General features: G+C 52.2%; 11 protein-coding genes, 1 tRNA gene and 2 pseudogenes. 5 read left to right on the forward strand and 9 right to left on the reverse strand.

The annotated features are described in order from the left end of the window. Positions 1 to 288: 288 nt before the first annotated feature. The 6 genes from EH228_RS14620 to EH228_RS14645 all read right to left on the reverse strand — a co-directional run bounded on the left by EH228_RS14620 (position 289) and on the right by EH228_RS14645 (position 7242). On the reverse strand, positions 289 to 1758 hold the full coding sequence (locus tag EH228_RS14620; protein WP_204902669.1) for an efflux transporter outer membrane subunit: 1470 nt from the start codon (positions 1756 to 1758) through the stop codon (positions 289 to 291). After that, entirely contained in the window at positions 1758 to 2654 is an 897-nt protein-coding gene (locus tag EH228_RS14625) for an efflux RND transporter periplasmic adaptor subunit (protein WP_204902670.1), read from the reverse strand. The genes EH228_RS14620 and EH228_RS14625 overlap by 1 nt, the downstream gene beginning before the upstream one ends. 24 nt (positions 2655 to 2678) lie before the next feature. Continuing rightward, entirely contained in the window at positions 2679 to 2885 is a 207-nt protein-coding gene (locus EH228_RS14630; protein WP_193323354.1) for a DUF1656 domain-containing protein, read from the reverse strand. A gap of 4 nt (positions 2886 to 2889) precedes the next feature. Then, positions 2890 to 4938, reverse strand: a complete 2049-nt coding sequence (locus EH228_RS14635; RefSeq protein ID WP_193323355.1) for an FUSC family protein — start codon at positions 4936 to 4938, stop codon at positions 2890 to 2892. A 48-nt stretch (positions 4939 to 4986) separates the two neighbouring features. Then, complete coding sequence (locus EH228_RS14640; protein ID WP_193323356.1) at positions 4987 to 5460, reverse strand: MarR family winged helix-turn-helix transcriptional regulator; 474 nt, start codon at positions 5458 to 5460, stop codon at positions 4987 to 4989. Between the two features lie 318 nt (positions 5461 to 5778). Then, positions 5779 to 7242: an anion permease gene (locus EH228_RS14645; protein ID WP_152322362.1), complete on the reverse strand. Its 1464-nt coding sequence runs from the start codon at positions 7240 to 7242 to the stop codon at positions 5779 to 5781. 285 nt (positions 7243 to 7527) lie between these two features. On the opposite strand from EH228_RS14645, the gene EH228_RS14650 reads away from it, so the two are divergent. Next, positions 7528 to 8988, forward strand: a complete 1461-nt coding sequence (locus tag EH228_RS14650; protein WP_152322363.1) for an AMP nucleosidase — start codon at positions 7528 to 7530, stop codon at positions 8986 to 8988. A 20-nt stretch (positions 8989 to 9008) separates the two neighbouring features. Here the strand turns inward: EH228_RS14650 and EH228_RS14655 are convergent, their stop codons facing one another. The 3 genes from EH228_RS14655 to xylA all read right to left on the reverse strand — a co-directional run bounded on the left by EH228_RS14655 (position 9009) and on the right by xylA (position 13185). After that, a complete protein-coding gene (locus EH228_RS14655; protein ID WP_152322364.1) occupies positions 9009 to 10214 on the reverse strand; it encodes a XylR family transcriptional regulator in 1206 nt (401 codons plus the stop codon). 151 nt (positions 10215 to 10365) lie between these two features. After that, positions 10366 to 11817 carry a xylulokinase gene (gene xylB / locus EH228_RS14660; protein ID WP_152322365.1) on the reverse strand — a complete coding sequence of 484 codons (1452 nt, stop codon included), beginning with the start codon at positions 11815 to 11817 and terminating at the stop codon, positions 10366 to 10368. A 48-nt stretch (positions 11818 to 11865) separates the two neighbouring features. After that, positions 11866 to 13185: a xylose isomerase gene (gene xylA / locus EH228_RS14665; protein WP_152322366.1), complete on the reverse strand. Its 1320-nt coding sequence runs from the start codon at positions 13183 to 13185 to the stop codon at positions 11866 to 11868. 392 nt (positions 13186 to 13577) lie between these two features. On the opposite strand from xylA, the gene xylE reads away from it, so the two are divergent. The 4 genes and pseudogenes from xylE (at position 13578) to EH228_RS14685 (ending at position 17145) form a co-directional block, all read left to right on the forward strand. Next, complete coding sequence (gene xylE / locus EH228_RS14670; protein WP_152322372.1) at positions 13578 to 15053, forward strand: D-xylose transporter XylE; 1476 nt, start codon at positions 13578 to 13580, stop codon at positions 15051 to 15053. A gap of 312 nt (positions 15054 to 15365) precedes the next feature. After that, positions 15366 to 15441: transfer RNA gene (locus EH228_RS14675), tRNA-Asn, on the forward strand. A 161-nt stretch (positions 15442 to 15602) separates the two neighbouring features. Beyond that, positions 15603 to 16413: pseudogene (locus EH228_RS14680) on the forward strand (tyrosine-type recombinase/integrase); the annotation flags it as partial. Between the two features lie 35 nt (positions 16414 to 16448). Next, a pseudogene (locus EH228_RS14685) lies at positions 16449 to 17145 on the forward strand (IS1 family transposase). Positions 17146 to 17395: the final 250 nt, after the last annotated feature.

Genomic DNA, 17395 nt, shown 5'->3' on the forward strand with positions numbered 1-17395 from the left:
AAAACTGTGCCTGTAACGTTATCAGAATTCAGGCACAGGATTTATCGCTAAGAGCCTTCGAGACATGGCGATACCCGTTAAACTTCAGCAATGTTGGCGGCACAAGCCCCCGGTTCCCAATGGCATTATTCTGGCGATAGCATCCAAACCAAAGTATCACTGTTTCTTTTTAACCGGGGTTATGGCTTTTTCGCCACCCGCGTAATATCAGACGCAACGCTTAACCACACACGATGACGTTCGCCGTTAATGCCTGGGCCAGCGCCGCCGCCCCGTTGAGCTGCTCCCTCACCATCCTCCGCCGAGTGCCAGGAATAATGTAATCTGATCGCCGGTTAACTGGCCAGCAGACTGCGCTAACGCCAGCTGACTGTCGGCCAGCGTCCGCTCCGCATCCAGCACATCGAGATACCCGACTTTACCACTGGTATATAACAGGCGGGTTTTCTCTGCCGATACCTGGCGTGCGGAAACTTCCTGCTTTAACGACTGCTGACGCTGCAACTCCTGGACATAATTGTTAAGTGCGGTACGGACTTCTTGTAACGCCGTCAATACGGTTTTCTCAAAGCGGACATAATCCGCACCGGCACCGGCACGAGCAGACTCGATCCGCGCCTGTACAGCGCCAGTATTCGGTATAGTCCAGGAGATCAACGGGCCAAGGCTCCATCCCTGCGTATCCCGCTCACCGAGACCGCTGATTAAGCCCGCTGAACTGGCATTGAGCCCCAGGGTGATTTTGGGATAGAGATCCGCCATGGCGACGCCAATTTGTGCGGTAGACGACGCGAGTAAACGTTCCCGCTGGCGGATATCAGGCCGCCGCCGTAGCAGAGAAGGCATATCACCAACCGGTAACGGTTGTTTCAGCGAGGGTAACGACGCGCACTGTGCAATATCAGGCGCAAGATTTTCAGGCACGGTTCCGGTCAGGGTCGCGAGACGATAAAACGCATTTTTCTGCTGCGCCAACAGCGGCGGTATGGACGCTTCCAGGCTGGCGACCTGTGCATTAGCCCGGATGCTGTCCAGTTCTCCGGCGCGGCCCGCCAGCAACAGTTGCCCGGTCAGGCGGGCTGACTGTCGCTGTAAGGTTAGCGACCGTTGTACCGTATGAAGCTGAACGCCACTGGCGCAAATGTCAGCCCAGGCTCGCGCGGTTTCCGCCGCCACATTCACTTTAACCAAATCATAAGCCGCTTGCGCTGCGGCGCTTTCCGCCTGTGATGACTCAATCGCGCGTTTAATCTGCCCAAATAAATCAACCTGATAAGAGAGTTGTAAACCGGATGAATAGTGCCACGCATTCGGCGGTACATAGCCTGGTTGCAGTTCTGACAAACCGGAAGGATGGCCATAATAGGGCTGAGCGCTAACATCAAACTGCGGCTGTTGCTGGCTTTCAACTTCTCTCAGCGCCGCCTGTGCTTGTGTCAGGTCGTACATTGCCGCGCGTAAATCTTGATTATGATGCAAAGCCTGTCGGATCAGTCCGTCCAGTTCGGCAGACTGATACAGGCGCCACCAGTCAGGCGGTAAGGCGTCGCCAGAAATCGGCCCGCGCCCTTGTCCGTCCGGTGTCAATCGGGTTGATGCCACCTGGTGTAACAATGCAGAATCTGGCGCTTTATAATCAGGGCCTACGGCGAAAGAACCGCAGCCTGCCAACCATAACGCGAGCATCACGGGTACGCTGCGCTGAACACGGCGGGCATGACCCGCCTTCATCACGGGAAATAATGATCTCCTGGCCATTACCGTTTCCCGTTATTTTCGGCAGACACCGTGCCGGAGGCGTTCTGCACCTCAACCGTCACCGTTTGTCCAGCCACCAGCAGAGGATGGTCTGTAAGATCAAGTTTGATACGCACCGGAATACGTTGGGCCAGCCTGACCCAGTTGAAGGTGGGGTTAATGTCCGGCAGCAGGTTATTACCAACCGAACGATCCCGTTCAGCAATACCGGCGGCGATGCTTTCTACCGTGCCATGAAGCGCGGGTCCGCCGCTCATTGGGATAACCCGTGCCGCATCGCCAATCTGGATCTGCGGCAGTTTGGTTTCCTCAAAATAGCCTTCCGCATACAGTGAATTCTCATCCACTACCGCCAGCGCCGCTTTTCCCTGGGTGGCATAGCCGCCACTGCGTAACTCAAGGTTGGTGACCTGCCCACTCACCGGCGATTTCACCTCGGCACGTTGCAAATTCAGCAACGCCTCATTCAAGGTAACTTGTTCACTATTAACATCATTGACCGCCTGTTCGTATTTCATCCGGCTACGTTCCAGTTCTTCTGTCGGTACCAGCTTGCCAAGATTTTTATTACGATCATATTCCCGTCGGGCTTGTTCCATCACCGTTTTTCGCGTGGCCAGCTCAACCTGCGCCTTTTCCACCGCCAGCGTATACCGCGAGTGATCCACCTCAAACAGTAAATCCCCGACTTTTACCCGCTGGTTATCCGTTACCGCGACACGATTAACCAGCCCGGAGACATCCGGCGCGATGACCACCACATTGGCGCGAATACGGCCATCCCGGGTCCAGGGCGCCAGCTCATAATGCTGCCAGATTTGCCATACCGCCCATGCCCCCAGCAGACAGACCAGTAAGGTGACAGCCATGCGGATGAGAAAACGTAAAGAGATCATTGTGTTATTCATGATGTTATTTTGTTATTTCACCAGGTCGGTGAGTTTAAAAACGACGAAAAGCAGCACGCCATAAAAAGCAATATCGAATAAAGCCGGATGCCACACCCACTGATACAACCCTACCCGCACCATCGCTTTGCGCAGCAAAAAGAAAAACACCAGCGCCACTATTCCCTGAAACTGAATAAGCGGAAAAAAGACACCATAAATACTGATTTCACCTGCCATATATTCAGTCCTGGTTAATAAGCAATTCCGGCCCTGCATCCGGAAACAAATTATTGCGGATGCCGACAATGGCGCTGATACTTCGGTGCCAATAACCGGATTCCGACGAAAAATGAAATAATGCCAGCAATGAAGCGTCAATCAGTTGGCGTAATTGCACGGAAGGCGTTGCCCGACCCGATTTATCGCGAAGAAAATGGTGTCTCAGACCGGACAACAAGGCCGAGACCGCCGCGATGGGATAACGACTTTCTGCCTGACGCAGGGTGATAATGTTCCCCCCGGTACGTAAATCACGCAGCACCTGTTCTGCCGTTTCTGCCCGATGGTGAGCATCGTACTGCGCCAGGCGGGCGGCAATCAGTCCGGTACGGTCTACGGCCCGCACCATAAATTCACGTTGATGAATACGTGAAGAAATGGTCAGTTGCGCCAGTTCATTGCGCACACTGCCGCGAATACGGTTGACGCTCCATTCACTGCTGAGCGTGCGCATTACCTGATTTACCGCTGCAGCTATCCAGGTGCCAATCAGTTGCGCAGTAAAGGTATTGATCACCACCGGCAACGTGGCCGTACCATAATCATGCAGCAACAATGTTCCGGCCACGCCGAACAGAAAAGGCAACGCCTGAGCAATTGTCGCCGGACGCGCGATATAACAGCCGGTAATCAGAAAAAAAGGGGCGCAAACCAGCACCAGGATGGCGAAATCATTGACCAGCGGCAGCAGGCCGACAATGAACAACGCCGCGAACGGAAAAGACCAGGCGGTAAATTTTATAAACCCGGTAATATGCGGGGCCGGATTATCCATCGAGGCAAAAAAACTGCAAAAAACCGCCGACATCATTGCGGCCGTCGCGCCATCCGGCCAACCGGTAAGGATCCAGATAGCGCAGGTGATACTTACCGCGACAATCGCCGTCAGCGCCGATAACACCGCCACCCCTTTATCTCGATGTAAGTGAAATGAACGCGTCGCCGCCTCCCGGTAACGCGGAATCTTACCGCTGTGAAGGCCTTGCTGTATGTCGTTACGCAAGGTAATGCAGCGCTGCCACTGACGTTCCAGCAGGGTCAGATAATCCAGCAATGAAACACGCAGGGCCATCTGCCACACCTGATCCGGCGCAGGTTTAGCCGTAATGCGCAGACAGTGCATCGCCTGCTGAAGAATCGACGATCCCGGTAGCGCCGCTGGCGTATTTTCCTGCGCAGAAGCCAGCGCCTGTTGCAATCCCTGCAGCCATTCTTGCAGCAACTGCGTCATCGCGGCCACATCATCCAGTGAGCCAGGGTCAGTATGTTGCAACGCCTGAATTCGGTCTTCCGTAGCGGAAAGTAATGGAAATAATCCGGCTAAATGGCTCTGCATGGCCTGCACCGCCATCGTTGACCATTTAAAATTAGTGGTGTCGAAGGGAATATGCGTGGCCAGTAAACGCAATTGAGTAATATCCGCCGACAGCGAAATCCGTTCATTCCTTGTGGTCTGACCTTTTGCGGTATGGGCATCAATGTTGAAGATTTCCTGCATCCAACTGAAACTGTTATTCAGGCATTTATCTAACAATCCCATGACTGGCGTGGTGAGTCCGGCCGGTAATAGCACACTGTGCACTATCGTGGCGCTCATGATGCCGATAAAAATTTCTTCAACACGCGTGACTGCAGTATTAAAAATAGTCAGTGGTTTGGTCACGCCGGGAAAGGCAATAAAGGCCGCGGTATAACCCGCCAGCATAAAAACATAGGAACGTGGCGTTCTGTCCAGTTGCGAGACAAAGACGCAAATGCCAACCCACAACGCCAACGCCGCAGATAACAGCGCCGGGGACTGTACCAGCGGCGGCAGGATAAACAACGCCGCCGAACTGCCAATAAATGTCCCGATGACACGGTAAACCGCCTTAGAACGCACCATTCCAGCCCATGGCTGGCTGACGACATAAACGGTGATTAGCGACCAGAAGGTATTTGGCAGACCCGCCCTGCTGGAGACATACAACGCCAACATCGCGGCAATAAATGATTTGAGAGAATAAATCATCTCTCCCCGGGTAAAAAAAGGTTGGGGCCATAAACTCATCACCCGTCGTTACCCCACCAACGAACCGGAACGCAACGCCGCCAGACGCTGGCCCATGCGTTCCATCAGGCGAGCCAGCATCGTCAGTTCATCGTCACTCAGATCAGCAAACAGTTCCGCACGCAAATCATGCAGCAGGGTCTCTATCCGCTGGTTTATCGCCTGCCCCTCGGCCGTCAGTCGCAATATTTTGGCCCTTTTATCCGTAGGATCATCGCTGCGTACCACCAGTCCATTGTTAATCAACTGGTTTATCGGGCGTAACAAAGAAGGACTTTCAATACCCAGATCTTCTGACAATTTACCATGCCGGACCCCTTCAGGATGGCGTCCAATCATAATCAACGGCCAGCCCAGCGCGGCAGACAGCCCCAGATGAGCAAGACGCTGGTCGGCACAGGTACGATAACTGCGATGTTGCAATCCCATCATCACCGTCACCTGCATCTGCTGTTTTTTTCTGGCGCGCGTCATCTCTGGCATCAACAATACGTCCCTGCTCATTTAAATAGGAAGCTAACTATATAGTTACTCATCCAGAAAAATCAATACACTTTTTTACATCAGGTTAAATTCATCCACTTTCAAAGAAGAATACGTGTTAACTCATTGCCATTGTTAACAATATAAAAAAATCAAACACAAAATCAGATGGGATTAAGTGATACCGGTGCCGGTAGATGAAAGCTCACGGACAAAACGGGAGGGTTTATCGCGGCACTTGATGATTAACGTGATAATGATGACACGCCGTCTGAACAGACGGCGCGATTGATGAAAAATATCGTTACGGGCAACGCCTCAATACCACAAACACAGTATGGGCCAGCCAACCAGCAATAAAGCAGCGATGTAGACCACACCGAGGATCGCGCCAAGCCGCCAGTAGTCCTGCGATTTCACATAGCCACAACCATAAATTATCACCCCTGGCCCGGTCGCGTAAGGCGTCAGCACCCCCATCAGACCAATAGACAGCACGAGCAACATCGACAGATGCTCCATCGGCACGCCAGGCAAACCTTTACCCACCGCCAGGATAACCGGTAGCAACGTCGCAGTGTGCGCCGACAAACTGGCGAAGAGGTAGTGAGCAAAGTAAAACACCAGGACTAATGCGATGACGGTCATCTCCGGCGAAAAACCGACCAGATGCGCACTCATGGTTGCGGCAAACCAGTCGATAAAACCGGATCGTGTCAGGCCGCTGGCCATCACCACCAGCGTGGCGAGGTTAACCAGAGTATTCCAGGCGCTGGCGTAACGGGTAATGTCCTGCCAGGCTACCACCCGCAGTACCAGCATCAGGGATACCGCCAGCAAACACACCGCCGTGGCATTAACCACCTTGCCGCCAAAAACCCACAGGCACAGGCTCAGTAATACCAGTCCAATCAAAGTGTATTCTTTTCGCGTCACGGAGCCCATTTCAACCAGCGCACGGTCAGCCCAGGCGGCCACCTCATGACTGTGAGTCACGCCAGGTTTGTAGAGGTACCAACTGATCAACGGCGCGATAATCAGCAGTAAAAGTCCCACAGGCAAAAAGCCCAGAAACCACTGCATCCAGCTGATCTGCAGACCGGCAATCTTATTAACAAATTCAATGCCCAGCACATTAGGCGCCGCACCAGTGATAAACATGGAAGAACTGATACTGGTTCCAACAACCATCATCCACATCAGATAGCCACCAATACGACGGGCTGAAGGATGGTTGGGAAAAGAATCAAACAATGGCGGCAGATTTTTGACCACTGGAAACACAGTGCCGCCGGTACGGGCAGTATTGGAAGGCGTGAATGGCGCCAGCAGGACATCAATGATAACCACCGCGTAGCCCAGCGTCAGCGTACGTTTCCCCATAAATTTGACCATGAACAGGGCGATACGTCGGCCCAGACCGGTAGATTCATACCCCAGGGCAAAGATAAACGCCCCAAACACCAGCCAAACCGTCGAACTGGAAAAACCAGCCAGTCCCCATTTCAGCGCTTCTTTACCGGCGTTAAAGCCAGGTGCGGCCAGTTCTTTGCTATCAAACAGCACCCAGTCAGCGGCCAGCACGCTGACCGTTACCGCAATAAAACTGATCGCCGTCGCCGGAATGGGTTCGAGGATCATCCCGACGATCATCGCGACGAAGATAGCGAAAAAATACCAGGCCTGCGCTGGCATTCCATCAGGAACGGGGAAGAGTAAAATCACCGCCAGGAGCACCAGCGGCGCCAACGATATGAGTATTTTTGACTTTAAATGATCCATTTAGCCTCTCCTTCGGCAACCCATACAGGGTCATCAAGACGGCAGCAAACAGGGCCGCAATCGATTCATCCTCAACGCAACGACAGCTTGCGTCCTGACAGATATATCACGCCTTTTGCTAAGAAATGATTAAATAATCTTTGCTTCGCTGGCCGCAACGTTCAGCGTCTCTGGCAGAATATGTTCATTCCACAGGAAGCAGGAAGGATTATTAGCGCAGCACGCCACCACAATATCAGCTAACATATTGTTAAGACAATATTAAGTATCGCCTGAGGAGAAACCATGAGCTTATCGTTTGCCCCGACAGGCTTGTCCGTAGCCGGAGCGCTGGACAAGCTGGACGCGCTGTATGAAGAGGCCGTCAACGCCCTGAGAGAAGCCGTAGCAGCCTATATCAGTCATGGCACATTACCTGATGAAACCCGCCGTGCTGGCGGATTGTTTGTTTACCCTGAACTGCGGGTCACCTGGCAGGACGACGCCACAGGGCATAAGTTGTCCCGTGCTTTTGGTCGTTTCAGTCGCCCCGGCACCTATGCCACCACCATAACCCGCCCAGCGCTGTTCCATCACTATCTGCGCGAACAGCTGGAAATGCTGAGCAGTGACTATCCGGTCTCGCTGGAGGTGCAACCGTCAACACAGGAGATCCCCTTCCCCTATGTCATTGACGGCGCCAACCTGGGACTGGACCGCAGCATGAGCGCCGGACTGGCGCAACACTTCCCCACCACCGAACTGGCTCAAATTGGCGATGAGAATGCCGATGGTCTTTATCAGCCCGTTGAACCCTTCCCGTTGTCGCACTTCGATGCGTTGCGCACCGATTTCTCACTGGCGCGGTTACGTCATTACACCGGCACGCCCGTTGAGCATTTTCAGTCCTATGTGCTGTTTACCAATTACACCCGTTATGTCGATGAGTTTGTGCGCTGGGGCTGTGAGCAAATTGCCGATGCCGACTCTCCGTATCAGGCGCTCTCATGCGCAGGCAATATTTACCTCACCGCAGAGACCCCTAATCCACAGGAAACCATCTCTGACCTGGCATGGAAAAATCACCAGATGCCGGCCTGGCATCTGATTGCCAAAGAAGGTCAGGGAATTACGTTAATTAATATCGGCGTCGGCCCGGCCAATGCTAAAACGATTTGTGATCACCTCGCGGTACTGCGCCCGCATAGCTGGCTGATGATTGGGCACTGCGGCGGCCTGCGGGAGAGCCAGACCATCGGTGATTATGTGCTGGCCCACGCCTATCTGCGTGACGACCACGTTCTGGATACCGTATTGCCGCCGGATATTCCGGTCCCGAGCATCGCCGAAGTGCAACGAGCGCTTTACGATGCCACCAAACAGGTCAGCGGGATGCCGGGAGATGAAGTAAAGCAGCGTCTGCGTACCGGTACGGTCGTCACCACCGATGACCGTAACTGGGAACTACGATATTCCGCTTCCGCGCTACGCTTCAACCTCAGTCGCGCGGTAGCCGTAGACATGGAAAGCGCCACCATTGCCGCCCAGGGTTATCGTTTCCGCGTCCCTTACGGCACGCTACTATGCGTTTCCGATAAACCGCTACACGGCGAGATTAAACTACCAGGTCAGGCGAACCGTTTCTATGAAGGGGCGATTTCCGAGCATCTGCAGATTGGCATTTGTGCGATTAATCTGCTGCGGGCCGAAGGCGATAAATTGCATTCGCGCAAGCTACGGACGTTTAACGAACCCCCTTTCCGCTAAGGTGGCGACCAGGGGGAAACTCAGCCCCCTGACGCCAATAACGCCCCGTGGATATTGCGGTATTTAACCGGAGAAAGGTGCAGTTTTTGCTGGAAGAGAGTACAAAAATATTGCGGCGTATTGTAACCACACAGGCGACTTATTTCCGCTATGGGCAACGTCGTGGTCTCCAGCAGTTCCCGCGCTCTGGCGAATTTTTCATCATGGATCACTTTATGGATGGTCATACCCAACTCCGCCATAAACTTTTTATCAAGATTGGAGCGTGAAGTGCCAACGGATTCCAACACATCCCCCACGGTTATTCCGCGACAGGCGTTTTTGCGGATAAACCACATCGCCCTGACCACCATGGCGTCAATGATCGAACGGTAATCGGTCGATTGCCTGGCGATGACGCGTTCCGGTGGCACAATCACCGGGTAGCCAGAAACCCGGCGCCCGGAAAGCAGAGCATCCAGTAATTTTGCCGCTTCAAATCCCATCGTCCGTGTTCCCTGCACTACCGAAGAGAGCGAAATACGCGACAAATAACGGGTCAGTTCCTCGTTATCAATCCCCATCACACACACACTTTCGGGGACCGCAATTCCGCTGTATTCACAGGTTTGTAGCACATGCCGGGCACGGGCATCCGTCACCGCGATGATCCCGGTATGATCAGGCAGGGAGTGCAGCCATTCGGCCAGTTTTTGCTGTGCGGTTTCCCAGGTATTGCGGCCTGTCACCATCCCTTCATACACCATCGCGGGATAAGACATCTTCGTGGTCAGTCGCAAAAACGCGGCGGCTCTTTCCTGTGCCCAATGCTTACCCGCCTGTGCCGGAAGACCATAAAACGCAAAGCGCTCAATACCTTTATCAAGCAAATGGTTTAGCGCGGCGGCCACTAACGCTTCATTATCTGTTGCGACGTAACTGACTGGCGGATAATTCTCATGGTTACTATACGATCCGCCCACCCCCACCACCGGTATCGCTATCCGGCTCAACTGAGCAGCCAGTGTCTCATCGTCAAAATCCGCAATAATGCCACTGCTGGAGAGGATGTCATCATTCAGATGGCGAACGCTGAAATCTTCCTCAATATAAATATCCCAGTCGCACTGTGAGAGATGGAAATACTCGCCGATACCTTCAATGATTTGCCGGTCATACGCCTTGTTTGCATTAAAAAGCAGCGAAATTCTTGCCTGTCGTGAGGAAACGCAATCCCTTATCTTCATAACCCTGCCCCTGAAATTGACCTAACCAATATATTTTTACAGCAAAGACAAGGGATTGACAGCCGCCGTCATCAGGCCTGTCGGGTCGATCAAAAGAAAAACAGCGATAACCTCCCCTGGACACGCCAGAGGAAGCAAGAGGATCCATCGCCTACAATAAAACGGTTTGCTGATAAAGTTTCCTGAAGAGTGTTTGCCGTTGTTGGAAAAAGTCATGGCGTTCCGCCCGCGGCATATAACGGGATTCCAGTGGCAATACGGGCAGCAAGTCCGTCAGGGAAACGCCAGGATAACCGCTAATCCTGGCGAGCCGGGCAGCGCCCAGCGCCGGGCCGACATCACCACCGGTCCGGTAGTCAATAACCTCGCCGCTCACATCGGCCAGTAGTTGTCGCCAGAAGTGACTACGCGCTCCACCGCCAATCAGCGTGACTGAGGATGGCCGGATCCCCGTGTCATGCAACACGGACATCCCATCAGCCAGTCCCAGGCTCACGCCTTCCAGTACCGCCATCGCCAGATCTTGCGGGCCATGCTGATGGGTCAATCCCCAAAACAATCCCGTCGCCGCAGGATTGTTATGCGGTGTGCGCTCCCCGGACAGATAAGGTAAAAAACACGGCGACCTCGCGGTCAGTTCAACTTTTTCCGCCAGCGCCAGTAGCGCGGCGACGGAAGGCTGCCCGGTCATACGGGCCGCCCAGTCCAGGCAGGACGCGGCGCTGAGCATCACCGACATCAGATGCCAGGTATCAGGCAGCGCATGGCAGAAACTGTGTACCGCCTGAGCGGGGTTACTTAAAAAACCCTCGCTCACCGCAAAGTAAACACCTGACGTTCCCAGCGATAACATCGCCTGCCCCGGCTGCCAGATCCCGGCACCAATCGCCCCGGCGGCATTATCGCCACCGCCAGCCACCACCGGGAGGTTCGCCGGCAGGCCCCAGTTCGCGCTGATCTCAGCCCGCAGCGTTCCCGTCACCTGATTCCCTTCGAACAACGTCGGCATCTGAGCCCGTGTTAAATCGCAGGCCGCCAGTAATTTATCGCTCCAGTCCCGTTTGCCAACATCCAGCCACAGGGTCCCGGCGGCATCCGACATATCACTGGCAAAATCCCCGGTCATTCGCCAGCGCAGATAATCCTTCGGCAACAGTACCCGGGTTATCTGATGAAAAATGTCCGGCTCATGCGCTTTGACCCACAACAGTTTAGGCGCGGTGAACCCAGGCATCATCAGGTTACCGGTTATCTGTCGCGCATCCGGCACCTGTTGCTCCAGTTGCTGGCAGGCCTGGGCGCTACGACCATCGTTCCACAAAATAGCCGGTCGCAGTACCTGCTGCTGACGCCCCAGCAACACGGCGCCATGCATTTGTCCCGTCAGCCCCAGCGCACGCACGTCTTGCAACGAGTGTTGCCGGGCCAGGGCGTGCATCGCCCGATCCGTTGCCTGCCACCACATTTGCGGGTCCTGTTCTGACCACAAAGGATGAGGGCGGGAAACCGTCAGCGTCTCCGTCTGGCAGGCCAACACCTCATTATTTTCATTCAGCAACACGACCTTAACGCCGGACGTGCCGAGATCAATACCTATATACATTACGCGATGTCCTCTGGCATGAGCGGGCGAAGCATCATCCTCAAGGGATTAGCGGTAAATCGCCTGATTGACGATATTTTCCAGTCGTTCCTGCTGACCGCTACGGTGCTGCGGATACAACGCTGATTTCTCGGTGTAGTGCGCCAGTTCGCTCAGCGACAGTTTACCTGCCAGAATATCCTGACCCAACTGACCATTCCAGCCCGCATAGCGTGCCTCGCGAGCCTGTTCCAGTTGCCCTTCTTCGATCAACCGGGCGGCAATACGTAGCCCCTGGGCCATCACATCCATACCGCCGATGTGGCCGTAAAACAGGTCGTAAGGATCGGTACTCTGCCGACGCACTTTCGCGTCGAAATTCAGTCCTCCGGTAGTGAATCCCCCCGCCTTCAGGATTTCATAGATGATCAGCGCATTTTCTTCGACGCTGTTCGGAAACTGATCGGTATCCCAGCCAAGTTGCAAATCTCCACGATTCGCATCGACAGAACCAAAGATCCCCAGCGCTGCCGCCATGGCAATCTCATGATGGAAAGAATGCCCCGCCAGCGTGGCGTGGTTGGCTTCCACATTAACCTTAATTTCCTGTTCCAGACCGAACTCTTTCAGGAAACCATACACGGTGGCGACATCGTAATCGTACTGATGTTTAGTCGGCTCCTGCGGTTTAGGTTCAATCAGCAACGTACCGTTGAAGCCAATTCGGTGCTTGTTCTCCACCACCATTTGCATAAACCGGCCGATTTGCGCCCGCTCCTGCTTCAGGTCGGTATTCAGCAACGTCTCATACCCTTCACGCCCGCCCCACAGCACGTAGTTTTCTCCCCCCAACTGGTGGGTAGCCGCCATCGCCGCGTTCACCTGGGTCGCTGCCCAGGCAAATATTTCAGGATCCGGACTGGTGGCCGCCCCCGCGCCATAACGTGGATGAGTAAAACAGTTCGCCGTCCCCCACAGTAGTTTGACGCCGGTCTGCTGTTGTTTATCGGCCAGAATATCGGTGATAACCGCAAAATTGTGCAAATACTCTTTTACCGAGTTCCCCTGCGGCGCCACATCGGCATCATGAAAACAGTAGAACGGCACATTGAGCTTGTCGAAAAACTCAAAGGCGATGTCGGCTTTCACCTTCGCCAGCGCTAACGCATCCCCGCCCTGAAACCACGGACGCGCAAAAGCACTGGTACCGAACATATCGGTCCCGGCCCAGCAGAAAGTGTGCCAGTAACAGGCGGCGAACCGCAGATGATCCTCCATTCTTTTACCCAGAATAATCTCATCCGGATTATAAAAATGAAAAGCGAGATCGTTCTGACTTTCACTGCCCTCGTAAACAATCTTGTTAACACGATCAAAATACTCTGCCACAGCGGACCTCCTTAACAACAATCATTAGCGGAATAAACAACCACGCGGCCACTATGCAAATAAGGGAATAAACATGACAATTATAAAATTTAATAAATCCGTTCTGTAAAGTCGCAATCATGACCCGGCTCACATATTCCAGTCACGCTATCCGCTGTTACCTCATCCCTCACTCTGTGACCCGTATCATGAAAAGCAAAATAGTGACGATAATTACTAAAAATTGTAATTTCCTTCACCGATCGGGGAGCCTATTTTTTATCCCACAGCAGTAAAATTCCCCTCTGCTGCCAAGTCGATAAAAGTCACCACCATCTAAAGATAAGAAACAGTAAAACCTTACTACCATCTTTCCGTTGCATAAGAGGCTCGTTATGGCAATAACATCTGAGATGAAAGCCAATAATCGCTATATAATATCCATTACGCTGGTAGCGACATTAGGCGGATTATTATTCGGTTACGATACAGCGGTAATTTCTGGAACGGTCTCATCGTTGGATACCGTTTTTATAGCGACAAGGGGATTAAGTGAATCTGCGGCAAATTCGTTACTGGGATTCTGTGTAGCCAGCGCATTAATTGGCTGCATTATTGGTGGTGTTTTGGGCGGTCCATTGAGTGCGCGCTTTGGCAGAAAAAAAACGCTGCTGGTCGCGGCGGTGCTATTCTTTTTTTCCGCTATTGGTTCGGCTTTTCCGGAGATTGGCCACCGTACTGTCAGCGCGGATAATGGCATCCCTTATTATCTGTCTGGTTACCTCAGCGAATTTGTCATCTATCGCATCATCGGTGGTATTGGCGTTGGCCTGGCTTCCATGGTCTCCCCGATGTATATTGCGGAAATTACGCCAGCTAACATCCGTGGCCGGATGGTTGCCTGCAATCAGTTTGCGATCATATTAGGTCAGCTATTAGTTTATTGTGTGAATTACCGCATCGCGCTGTCAGGTAATGCAGACTGGCTTAATACCATGGGTTGGCGTTATATGTTTCTCTCCGGCGCCATACCATCGTTATTGTTCTTTATTTTGTTATTTTTTGTGCCGGAAAGTCCTCGCTGGCTGGCAACCAAAAGCATGAATGAAAAAGCCGCTATCATACTGGAAAAATTATTTGGTAAAACACAAGGTCAGCAAGAATTACAGCGTATTATTAATTCCGTCAGCCCCCATTCCACGCCACATTCCCCGCTTTTTTCTTTTGGTATCGGCGTGATTGTCATCGGCGTGATGCTATCCGTATTCCAGCAATTCGTCGGCATTAACGTGGTGTTATATTATGCTCCGGAGGTCTTTCGTTCGGTAGGCTCCAGTACCGATGTCGCCCTGCTACAAACGATTATTGTCGGCGTCATTAATTTGCTCTTTACCACCATTGCGATTATGACCGTGGATAATTTTGGCCGTAAACCGTTGCAAATTATTGGTGCGTTAGGCATGGCAGTTGGGATGTTTACCCTCGGTAGCGCTTTTTATATGAAAATGTCCCCAGTGGTGGCACTGGGTGCCATGCTGTTTTACGTCGCCTCGTTCGCCATCTCCTGGGGGCCGGTATGTTGGGTGCTGTTGGCAGAAATTTTCCCCAACCGAATCCGCAGTAAAGCGATGTCTCTTGCCGTTGCCGCGCAATGGGTGGCTAACTATCTGGTCTCCTGGACCTTCCCGATGTTGGATAAAAACAGCACTCTCAACGCCCACTTTAATAATGGATTTGCCTACTGGCTCTATGCCGTAATGGGGCTGCTGGCCGCACTATTTATGTGGAAATTTGTGCCAGAAACCAAAGGGAAATCGCTGGAAGAACTGGAATCTCAGTGGAAAAAGCCCGCACCAGACCTTTTCAGCAAGGAAGTGATTAAAGAATAATGGTGCTATCCCTCAAATCATTCGCCATACAGCATAAGAACACCGGGTGTTTTTAACAGCGCACGGTGAATCGGATAAACCACTATCCAGCAGATTCACTGCGCTCTCCATCAACCTCAACCGGTCTTATCGCATTAGCGGCATACAGCAAAAACATCCATGGTGGCACGCAAAACCGGCACAGCCCCACTCTGACGCTAATCCGTGGAATTTTCAGCAAAATGCTGTTTTATTCAGCAGTCAGTTAAAAAGGGTGAAATCAGGCTTTGACATCCCGGAGCGCTCTGGATATTATGCGCCCCGTTCAACGATTCCTCTGTAGTTCAGTCGGTAGAACGGCGGACTGTTAATCCGTATGTCACTGGTTCGAGTCCAGTCAGAGGAGCCAACTTCTTGTTTTCATGCCGCTTTGCGAATCCTTATGTGTTTGAGATTCAGTAAGTTAGCGTGAAAAATCTTCCCGATGCATTTTCAGTTTTCCCTCCGCATCGGGAGAATTTGGTGGTCTGATTTGGGGTCATTTCAGTTCGATAATGGAGTGACCACAATATGTCCCTGTCCGACGCGAAAATCCGCAACTTAAAATCATCTGCAAAACCCTTCAAAGTTTCCGATTCGCACGGCCTGTACCTATCAGTCAATCCAGTCGGTTCACGTCTCTGGTATCTCAAATATTGTATCGATGGTAAAGAATCCCGCCCTGGCTTAGGCGCCTACCCCGACGTATCTTTGGCTGATGCTCGTCAACAGCGTGATGGTATCCGTAAATTGCTGGCGCATAATATCAATCCAGCACAACAGCGCTCTGCTGAAAGAGCCACTTCCTCGCCAGAAAAAACTTTCAAGTATGTGGCACTGGACTGGCATAAAAGCAACCGAACATGGTCAGAGGAACCACACCTCCCGTCTGCTTGCCAGCATGAACCATCATATATTCCCTGTGATTGGACACTTGCCGGTAGCTGAACTGAAACCTCGTCACTTTATCGACCTGCTAAAAGGCATTGAGCAAAAAGGTCTGCTGGAAGTCGCAGCACGTACCCGGCAGCATATGTGCAACATCATGCGTCATGCCATACATCAGGAGTTGATAGAACACAATCCGGCAGCAAATCTGGACGGTATCATCGCTCCTCCCATTAAACGCCACTACCCTGCCCTTCCGCTGGAGCGACTGCCGGAACTGTTGATTCGCATTGAGGACTACCAGCAAGGACGAGAGTTAACCCGCCTGGCCGTATTACTCACCCTTCACCTATTCATCCGTTCCAGCGAACTGCGTTTCGCCCGTTGGTCTGAGATCGATTTCAAAAATAGAATCTGGACCATTCCTGGGTCATGTATTCAATCCGTTGAATATCATATAAACTCACCGTTTTTATCAAAGGGATCCTGATGGCTAAGGTTGATGTAAAATGTCCATTTTGTAAGCAAACAGACCCAGTAAAAAGCATGGACAGGGGAGCGTCGGGCATCAACGTTATCGCTGTCAGGCATGCTGCCGAAGCTTTCAACGTGAATATAAATACCGTGCCTGTCAGCAGGGCATGAAGGATCAGATCATTGATCTTGCCATGAATAATGCTGGCATTCGCGACACTGCACGAGCGTTGCATATCAGCATTAATGCCGTTGCGCGCACACTAAAAAACTCTCGCCGAAAAACGTCACCTCTCTTCCACTGGATAATCTGCACATTCAGCGCATTTGCGAACTGGATGAAATGTGGTCATTTGTCGGCAATAAAAAGAAGCAACGCTGGCTGTGGTACGCATGGGAGCACCGTCTAAAACGTATTGTTGCCCATGCTTTTGGTCGCCGGAGCAAGAAAACACTACGCACGTTACTGGGGGGGCTTTCAGGTTTTAATGTGGCCTTCTGGTGTACAGATAATTTCAGTGCTTATGACGTGTTACTGAATGAAAAGCACATTACGGGTAGGCTTTACACACAACGAATTGAACGTGAAAACCTGAACCTTCGCAACAGACTAAAACGACTGAACCGCAAGACACTGGGGTACTCAAAATCAGCTGAAATGCATGACAGGATCATTGGTACGTTTATCGAGCGTGAGCATTATGCATCGTAATTCCAATCACCACATTGAATACACAACCCCGGCGTTCGGCAGCACAGCGGATCTGGAATTTACGCATAAGCACGGGTTTTGGCCAGATTTCAGATACTGCCGGCATTCAAAACCGTTTCCACACAGTCTCGGTCAGAACCAGGGTGTGTCCCGTAACTATTTTTTGTACAATCTGGCTCATGGTTTAACTACAAAAAATTCTTCAATTTGGCTCGTTACGATTTCCCTGATGATGCATGGGCGCTGATTT

It is taken from the genome of Erwinia endophytica, from assembly GCF_009295515.1.
Taxonomy (GTDB): domain Bacteria; phylum Pseudomonadota; class Gammaproteobacteria; order Enterobacterales; family Enterobacteriaceae; genus Erwinia; species Erwinia endophytica.